The 8,593-nt window shown below is 46.8% G+C and carries 8 protein-coding genes and 1 riboswitch; of the genes, 6 read left to right on the forward strand and 2 right to left on the reverse strand.

The window, feature by feature from the left end:
- The first annotated feature begins 43 nt into the window (after positions 1 to 43).
- A complete protein-coding gene (locus M0Q40_07880) occupies positions 44 to 991 on the forward strand; it encodes an aldo/keto reductase family protein (GenBank protein ID MCK9222527.1) in 948 nt (315 codons plus the stop codon).
- Positions 992 to 1,009: 18 nt separating this feature from the next.
- Positions 1,010 to 2,071 carry a hypothetical protein gene (locus M0Q40_07885; GenBank protein MCK9222528.1) on the forward strand — a complete coding sequence of 354 codons (1,062 nt, stop codon included), beginning with the start codon at positions 1,010 to 1,012 and terminating at the stop codon, positions 2,069 to 2,071.
- Positions 2,072 to 2,086: 15 nt separating this feature from the next.
- Here M0Q40_07885 and M0Q40_07890 read toward each other — a convergent pair whose 3' ends face one another.
- Positions 2,087 to 3,424, reverse strand: coding sequence for a hypothetical protein (locus tag M0Q40_07890; GenBank protein ID MCK9222529.1), 1,338 nt, complete (start codon positions 3,422 to 3,424; stop codon positions 2,087 to 2,089).
- 472 nt (positions 3,425 to 3,896) lie between these two features.
- A riboswitch (cyclic di-GMP riboswitch) is annotated at positions 3,897 to 3,980 on the forward strand.
- A gap of 106 nt (positions 3,981 to 4,086) precedes the next feature.
- Here M0Q40_07890 and M0Q40_07895 point away from each other — a divergent pair.
- A complete protein-coding gene (locus M0Q40_07895) occupies positions 4,087 to 4,551 on the forward strand; it encodes a prepilin-type N-terminal cleavage/methylation domain-containing protein (GenBank protein ID MCK9222530.1) in 465 nt (154 codons plus the stop codon).
- 91 nt (positions 4,552 to 4,642) lie between these two features.
- Here M0Q40_07895 and M0Q40_07900 read toward each other — a convergent pair whose 3' ends face one another.
- The gene (locus tag M0Q40_07900) at positions 4,643 to 5,491 is read right to left on the reverse strand and encodes an AraC family transcriptional regulator (protein ID MCK9222531.1); all 849 of its coding nucleotides are present in this window, start codon (positions 5,489 to 5,491) and stop codon (positions 4,643 to 4,645) included.
- 125 nt (positions 5,492 to 5,616) lie between these two features.
- On the opposite strand from M0Q40_07900, the gene M0Q40_07905 reads away from it, so the two are divergent.
- The 3 genes from M0Q40_07905 to M0Q40_07915 all read left to right on the forward strand — a co-directional run bounded on the left by M0Q40_07905 (position 5,617) and on the right by M0Q40_07915 (position 8,349).
- Entirely contained in the window at positions 5,617 to 6,738 is a 1,122-nt protein-coding gene (locus tag M0Q40_07905) for a hypothetical protein (GenBank protein MCK9222532.1), read from the forward strand.
- A 403-nt stretch (positions 6,739 to 7,141) separates the two neighbouring features.
- A complete protein-coding gene (locus M0Q40_07910) occupies positions 7,142 to 7,492 on the forward strand; it encodes a hypothetical protein (GenBank protein MCK9222533.1) in 351 nt (116 codons plus the stop codon).
- Positions 7,493 to 7,512: 20 nt separating this feature from the next.
- Entirely contained in the window at positions 7,513 to 8,349 is an 837-nt protein-coding gene (locus M0Q40_07915; GenBank protein MCK9222534.1) for a GGDEF domain-containing protein, read from the forward strand.
- Positions 8,350 to 8,593 lie beyond the last annotated feature (244 nt).

Here is an 8,593-nt window from a genome sequence, read left to right on the forward strand (position 1 = left end):
AAAACGCGCTGCTTTATTATAGTATCTTGACAGGGGGGTTCTTGTGCGTTATCGGAGTGTCGGTAAGAGTGGTTTGAAGGTAAGCGAGATTGGGCTGGGCAGCTGGCTTACCTATGGTGGATATGTAGATGAGACTACCGCGATGGACTGTATCCGCAAAGCCTATGAGCTAGGGATCAACTTCTTTGATACCGCTAATGTCTATCATCGAGGAGCGGCCGAGCAAATCCTTGGTAAGACTTTAAGACAGTTTCCCCGGGAATCCTATGTCCTTGCTACGAAAGTGTTCTTTCCTATGGGTGAGGGTCCCAATGACCGAGGACTGTCTCGCAAACATATCATGGAGCAGTGCCATGCTTCCTTGAAACGGTTGCGGACTGACTACATCGATCTTTACCAATGCCATCGCTACGACCCAGAAGTGCCTCTAGATGAAACCTTGCGCGCCTTAGATGACTTAGTCACCCAGGGCAAGGTACTTTATGTTGGCGTTAGTCAGTGGACCCCTGCGCAGATTACCAGTGCCCTTGGCATGGCCAAAACACTGAACCTGCATCCGATCATATCGAATCAGCCCTGCTATAACATGCTACAACGGGATATTGAATCTGAGATCGTACCTCTCTGTACCCAGGAAGGGATCGGCCAGATTGTCTACTCGCCCTTAGCACAAGGTGTCCTGACCGGGAAATACCGAAGGGGAAAGACTATTCCGACGAATTCCCGGGCCACGGAGGAGAATGCAAAACAATTTGTACAACGGGTACTGACAGAGGAAAACCTGCTCAAAGTAGAGAAGCTATCGGCATTGGCCGCACAATACGATCTAACCATGATCGAGTTGGCCCTTGGATGGATCCTCCGCTTACCGATTATCAGTAGTGCCATTGTAGGAGCAAGAACCCCTGAACAGGTGGCGCAGAATGCAAAAGCCTCCGGCGTTGTTCTACCCGATGAATTACTAACACAACTGCAGACTATCTTGGACTAGGACAATTTCATAGGTGGGATGATTCCGATGAATGCTGGGCAAAAACCGAAGACAAACAAAAGACTTTGGCTAGCCTTGTTCAAGGCGGCGGATGATTACTTTACCCAAAGGCCTTGGCAGTATTTTGACGATACCCATCTGTTTGGTGTGCAAGACCCGAAAACTAAAGGGATCAACTACTGTTGTATCCTCGGTGCCGCCGAGAACACCTTCGGTTTGATTATCTATCGGGGGGAAAAGCCCCTGGAGCAACACCAAATGCTTCTGGATAACACCCCGGGGTCAGAAGAGTCTACCCACGTTTTATTAAAAATGAATGCCATTATTGCCGTTTTGTCCACCCATGAATTCCTCACCCCAGAGGACATAGCGATTCTTGAGCAGATCGGACTGAATCCTTGGGAACGGGACGCATGGCCCCAATTCCGTAGCCATGTACCTGGAAGCCCGCCCATCACACTTGACCATGAAGAGATCATTCTGCTGACCCATATCCTTACTCAGACACTGGATATCGTGCTTAAAAACAAGGATAAACCCTGTCGGTTTGCGTATAACGGCATCTATGGAACGTACTTCGTACGTATGGCCCAAACCCTCAACAATCGCCTAACATGGTCCGATGAGTGGGTCACATCTCCGCTAGCTGCAGACTGTAGTGCGCCATCTTTCAGATTCAAGAATACTCCTCGAGCCCGTCGGCTCAGGAGCCTCCCCTGTAAGACAAATTCCTGTTTCTGTGTCGACCTACGGTGGATAACATCCTGTTGTATTTCTACGGACCGAGGACGACCAATCTTTCCTCAGATATTCGTGATCATGAACGCAGATACGGGAAAAGCGGTGAACTTTGAGCTTCTGGCGGATCACAACAACGAAGAACCTATCGAAGCAAGATTCGTTACCACCCTTGAGGAAGTGGGGTTTATTCCCGAACACATTTTCACCACAAGCAGTAAGGTACAAGATATAATCGCACCTTTGATCGCTGGCACTGGTTGCCGGGTGCGACGGGTCGGTATGTTACCGTTAGTCGATGATTTTATGCAAGGCCTTGATCAGTTTATGCAGCGGAAATAAGACGAACACTATTCTTCATGCCTTTTCCTCAACCGTTTGGTTGCGGGACAAGGTCCTTCGTTCGGTAGCATGATGCCAGATTACCAGGCTCTCCACAATTTCCCCACTGGTAAAGGCAATGGCTCCAGCTAAGGCCGGATGCACCGATAGAGCCAGACTAAGCACTAAGGCCCCAACAACTGCTGCTAGGTTTGCCGTCTTTGCCCGTCCAATGATCCCTGTACTACGATTTCTCATGATCATGCCCCAATAAAACTCTCGCCAGGCACAGGCAATGGGGAAGAAGGCAAACACACCCAAGACCCCTCGGGCTATCTTCGTTACCTCAGGAGACACACCAATTATCTCACCAATTACCCAATCACCTACAGGTGTTTGGGATAGCAGCACAGTCACTAGGGTAAACAAAACACCTACAAACAAACAGAAGCGACGGACAACACCATTTTCATCGGCACCGTATACCAATACACACTGATGCAAAGAACGAATAGGACCGGTGATAATCGTCATCAAACCTAAAGCAACACCATATCCCGCCAGGTGTTCCATAGGAGATAGGGAGAACCTTGAGATACCGGCCTGGATCACCGACGGAATCAAAGCTGCTAAAACACTCATAATCCCCAAGGGAATGAAAAAGGAACGCACCAGACCCATAGACAGATTGCTGTTTTCCTTCGATGGAAGGGTTGCTACAGCTCGATCCAAGGAACCAAAGGAACATACAACATAGCTGACGATAACCACCAGCTCAAGGCCGATCCCAGCCACCCACACTAAGCTTCCCGCAACGATCCCAGGGAAGAACTGGCCAGCAACCACCCATGATAGGAATAAGGATATCAAGATCACCCGTAGACCCGTTGCAACGGCCATAATACCGGTTCGGGCCAATCCAACGGCCATACCCTGGTAAGAGTTGCGCAAGGTCTCGACCAAAGGAAGAAAGGCTACAATTCTCATGGCACGGTAGGCAAGTTCAAGCTGGGTTTGGCTTTGAATCTTAAAGACCTGCTGCAACACAAATCCCCCCAAAGGAGTATAACCCAGCAGCATTAGTAATGAGGAAATAAGTAAAACCACTGACCAGTTAAACTTACGAATCAAACGATAACTATCCTTATCATCTACAAAGGCTAAGAACACCTGTGTAGACATTAACTCCGGCGCTTTCACCACATTTGTCAAAGACTTGACGATGCCGAAAACAGCCAAGTTAGTCTCCGGATTAGGTAAGCGAGCCAATGCTCCATCGACAATAGAGTGAGTGGAAGCAATCAAAAAGGGAGTCGCTCCCAACGGCAGGAAAAACCGCAACAGCTCGAGAAAAGTGATTTTGACCGCGTTCAAGATGTATCCCTTTCCAAAACGTGCAGATGCCCACGAATTCACCGTGTTCAACATACACACAGTCTTCGTGTGATCGGTGCAAGCGTTATTCTAGCAAGGCTTTGTTCCTAATGGGAACTGTTTCATTGGAAAACTTTGATCGTAGAAGATATACCGCTAATTTATGCAACCTGGCGGCGATTAGGAAGTGCCTTCGTCAAGTAGTGTAGACCACTGGTCACTTCTTGTCAAGAAGCGACAGAAGCGGCAATTGTCCTATGGCTAGGCTATGTAACCACCACCAGACCTGTTGCAATGAAAGAGCGGTAGATCTACACAAAGCTCTGAGCCCTTAACCGGATAAGGTAACCAGAGTAAAAGAATAGTAGTATAATTAAGTGGGCTCTAAAAACTGTGGGGAAGGTCTTGTCCACGCCAAGACAGATATGATACAATTGAACCTGTATAAGCCAGGAAAAAACTGTTATTCAATCCTACCTTCGGAAGCGATGAACCCTGATTGTATGTGGTCACTTAAGATCAGGTTGAGCTAGTAGTGAAACCGGCCGAGGTCTCGGTCGGTTTTTCTGATCGTTCAGTGTGTAAGAAAGGGGGGTATTATCCTCAAGAAACATTCAGAGGTTAATAACAATATACCAGAAAGCACAAGGGAGGAATCATTTATGTTCAAACTTTTCCGCTCAAAGGGTGAAGACGGATTCACCATTGCTGAACTATTAATCGTCATCGTTGTATTGGGCATTCTCGCCGCTATTGCTATTCCCAGTTATACGGGACTCCAAAAGCGTGCACGCATTGCAGCACTTGAAAGTAGCGGCCGAGCAATCGCATTGGGACTGGAGATGTACAAAGCATTCGAAGGGGACGGCAAGTATCCAGTATCACTAGCTTTTGACGACACAGAGACAGTCCTTGAGGAGTACATTGAAAACTACGCGGAGATAATTGCTATCATCGACGATACAGAAGAGAATAGCAAATCAACATACAAGCCTAGCGATGACAAACTTAGCTATACAATGCACCTTACGCATAGGCAGGATGAAAACGCTCAGATCTGGGTCAAAAACGGTACGGTATATACCCAGGATCCGGATTCGACAGAGGGCAATCAGAGTCTTAAGTAACACAGCATAATCTGGTGTTTACTTGTTCTTCAACCTAGCCAGCTTGGCTAGGTTGAAGAGCCTAGCACCTACTTACTCTACATAACTATCCCTACATTGACCGTTTTCGAAACTGTAGCGGTGTCATTTCCTCGTACTTCCGGAACATCCTGATGAAGTGACTGGAACTACTAAACCCAACCCGATAAGCTATTTCCTCCACTGGCAAGTCTGTATGTTGCAGCAGTGTCTTACCCCGGGTGAGCCGGTAGTTCAGTAGATACTCATAGGGACTAAATCCGGTATGTTTCTTGAAGGTACGGGATAGGTGATACTTGCTGACCCCTACACTCCGAGCGATATTGTCCAGATTCAGCGGTTTATTATATTCATTCTCTAGTTTTTTAATTACGGTCTCAACAAGGGGAGGCAGAGCGCTACCATCGTCGTCAATGAAGGTCCTAAGTAGCAGCTCGGTAAGTATTTGGACGATTAGGCAGGACCCTTGTATATCCAAGCGGGGATCCCTGGCGTTAAGTAGGGTATGAATCGATCTGATGTTTGTCGGTATAACGCTGGATTGTGGCGCGTAAAATAATGGACCGAGCGTTTGGTAGATCCGCTCGATGTATCCAGCACTTTCACTGCCATTGAAATGCACCCAAAGGATCTCCCATAGCTCTTTGGTATCCGTATAATAGACCTGCTCATCCATGCAGTTGATTAAAAACCCATACCCCTCTGTAAGAGTATAGGAGCTACCCCGGTATTCCAGATAACCCTTGCCCTTTAGGGTGTAAACCAAGAGCATACTATTTAGATCTTGCCTTTTTGTACGATACTTAGTATCAGTCCAAAAATGTCCGCCAGCTTCCACATAGTAGAAGAGTGATCGGGCTACCCCTGCGGCAGTATGATAGGCACTCCAGGACCTATCTTGCACATAGACCACATTTCCCATCTTACAACCCCCAGCAAGATCTGTATATTTTTTCGCAAGTTGTCCTAATGAAACCGGATTGTTAACGTAGTATAATTATATCATGATTATGCTATTTCGTGCATCTTGCATCGGGAGGTTTCATCATGTCCATCACACCATGTCGCGATAAATGGAAGGGTACCATGACAGACCGGGAGCGGTTTAATAACCAGATGCACTACAAGCCCGTTGACCGCACTTTCAATATGGAATTCGGTTATTGGGACGACAACTTCCGGGAATGGGACATCTTTCGAGATAACAACATCACGCACAATGCAGCAGCAGATCTCTTTTTCAATTTTGATCGCATCGAAATGGTCGGTGGTAACATCTGGCTTTCACCAGGCTTTGCTAATGAGCTCATTAGAGAGACGCCGACCACCAAAATCATGATTAACGGGGACGGACTACTAGTGGAGGTTCCCAAGCAGGGCAGAGAAACGATTCCTAGATTCATTGGCTCTTCTATCGAGACCCCAGATGATTGGAAGAAGGTTAAGGAAGAGCGGTTCCGCCGGGATGATCCTGCCAGGAAAGTAGATATCGAAGCCTTAAAGAAGAGGCATCCCGAAGACCGAGACTATCCTTTGGGGGTCTGGTGTGGATCAATGATTGGCAAAATCAGGGACATGCTTACCGTCGAAGGATTGGCCTATGCCTGTTACGACTATCCTGATATGGTTGAGGATATGGTTGAGACCGCCGGCTTGTTGGTAGAAGACTTCCTAGACCAAGTGCTACCCCACATAGACTTTGACTATGCCGGGGGTTGGGAGGATATCTGTTTTAGCCATGGCCCCTTGGTTTCCTTGGATTTCTTCAAGAATATAGTAGTACCTCGCTACGAAAGAATCAACAAGAAACTCAAGCAATACAGTATTGATATCTGGTACGTGGACTGTGACGGGGACGTCAGGCCTATTCTGCCATACATGCTACAATCGGGCATTAACTGTCTCTTCCCCTTTGAGGTAAACAGCTGCAGCCATCCCAAGGAGCTCTTTGACGAATATGGGAAGGACCTACGGATCATGGGTGGTTTCGATAAGATTCAGCTGATCAAGGGCAAAGAGGCAATCAAGAAATACATGGAATCCCTGGTCCCTCTTGTGGAAAGGGGAGGATATATTCCTTTCTGCGATCACCGTTGTCCTCCGGATGTTACACCGGAGAATTACCTATACTACCTGGACCTAAAAGAGCAGATGTTTGGCATGAAATAATCTGCTATACAAAAGGCTCGGTGCATCATCACCGGGCCTTTTGCCTACTCTAGAACTCTCCTCCGCAAATAGCCTTTTCCCTTTTGTCGCAAAACAATAGAACTCCGCAAACCGTGCGTTAGATCTATCTTGACTTAGTGTACTCAATCGAAGGTTGTTTGGCTCAAATAGTGTTTTTCTTGCATTAATAAACAAAGTTGCACAAACCAATCAGAACCGGTATAGTAGAATTAAATTAAATTACATCGTGCCCAGGAATTGGTACTATGTGTAGTAATACAACGGCGCATGTGGTACTGATTATCTCAAGCAACTTCAGAGGTTCGAGTTCAATTAAGTTAGCACTGGAACGTCTAGTAGCAGTATATATATGTTTCTTCAAACAAAGAGAGGTATGTTACGTATGAATAAGAGTTCAGGGTACTCCAAACGAGCCGAGATTAACATGCGCTTCTCCGAATTTGAGATGCCGCCGATGCAGGATGTCTTGATTGTCGGAAGAAAGGCACCAATTGGGCCCGAAGCGGCGCGTAGAATGGTAGATATTCTATCACCGGATCAATACGTGATCGAGCGATTTGATCATCCGATAATCGAGGCCCTAGTTATAAAGAAATCACTATTGAACCTACTTCCGAAGGAGAAGCTGGTATCAACCATTCTAGATGAAGGGAGTCGACTTGCTGACGAAAAAACAATCATCAAAGCCCAGATGAGTATCACTCTGCAAATCAGCAAGTCCATTGAGCTATGATCAAACGTGTTAGCCAAATTATGCGAACTGATTTCGAAAGACTCAACCTCCTTGATAGTGTTCAAAAGGCCATTGAGCTTTCGTTAAATAGGAAACAGGACTACTTTCCGGTATTGGATCAAGGTGCTCCTATCGGTGTTGTAACCTACAAGGAGCTGTTGGATGCACACCCGAATAGGATCATTGCCGATACATCAGTAAAACGCTACCCAACGCTATCATTACGGGAGTCCATCTGGGGTGCTCAGAATGTCTTCGATCATTGTGATGCCGGTGCCCTGTTGGTAATGGACGAGCAAGAACTGGTGGGAATGCTAGAAAGAAACGTCCTCGCTACAGAGATTAGTACATATTTTGATCCCCTTACCGGCCTGTATAATAGCAGTTATCTGTACTCTAGTGCTGAGACTCTGATCAGAAAAGGACAGGAGATCTCCATAGTTTTCATCGACGTGGACAATTTCGGACAAATTAACAAGGGCTATGGTCATACAGTAGGTGATAATGTCTTAAAGGAGATGGCCCAGACGTTAAAACATAGTATACCTAGGGATGCCTACCTATGCAGATACGGTGGTGATGAATTCGCGGTGGTAACTACCTACGATGAAGCAACCTGCAAGCGATTCTGCATGCATCTGCAAAGACGGATTTCATCCATCGCCTACTCAAGGGAGGTACAGGTCAGTGTGGCGGTTGGAGTCTCGGGCGGACGAAGGGGACAGGTAAGTCTGGATAATCCCGTCTCGGCCATCTGCAATCTGATTAACCTAGCCAGTTTAGCTTCAACAAAGGCCAAGGACACCAAAGACAAACTGTGCATAGAAGGCTACATTGACTTGGATAGTATTGCTTGAGCGAAGCTAAGTTTATCTGCGTTGCATTAGCATATCTGCAAAACATTCAACATCTGTCTTGGCTAGTTGCCCCACGTAGGGGAAATCGGCTCCGGTGAAGCCACATCCCCAGACAATTCCGCGTATGAGTCAAGAATTTACGGGTTCAGGTAGGTGATCGCGAACGCGACGGATACCGCGGGTCCCATGAGAGAGAAGGGAAAAGAAGGGATCGAGAGGCTCAATCTCCAATATAGGAGATAAG

It is taken from the genome of Limnochordia bacterium (genome assembly GCA_023230925.1).
In the GTDB taxonomy this organism is placed as follows: domain Bacteria; phylum Bacillota; class Limnochordia; order DUMW01; family DUMW01; genus JALNWK01.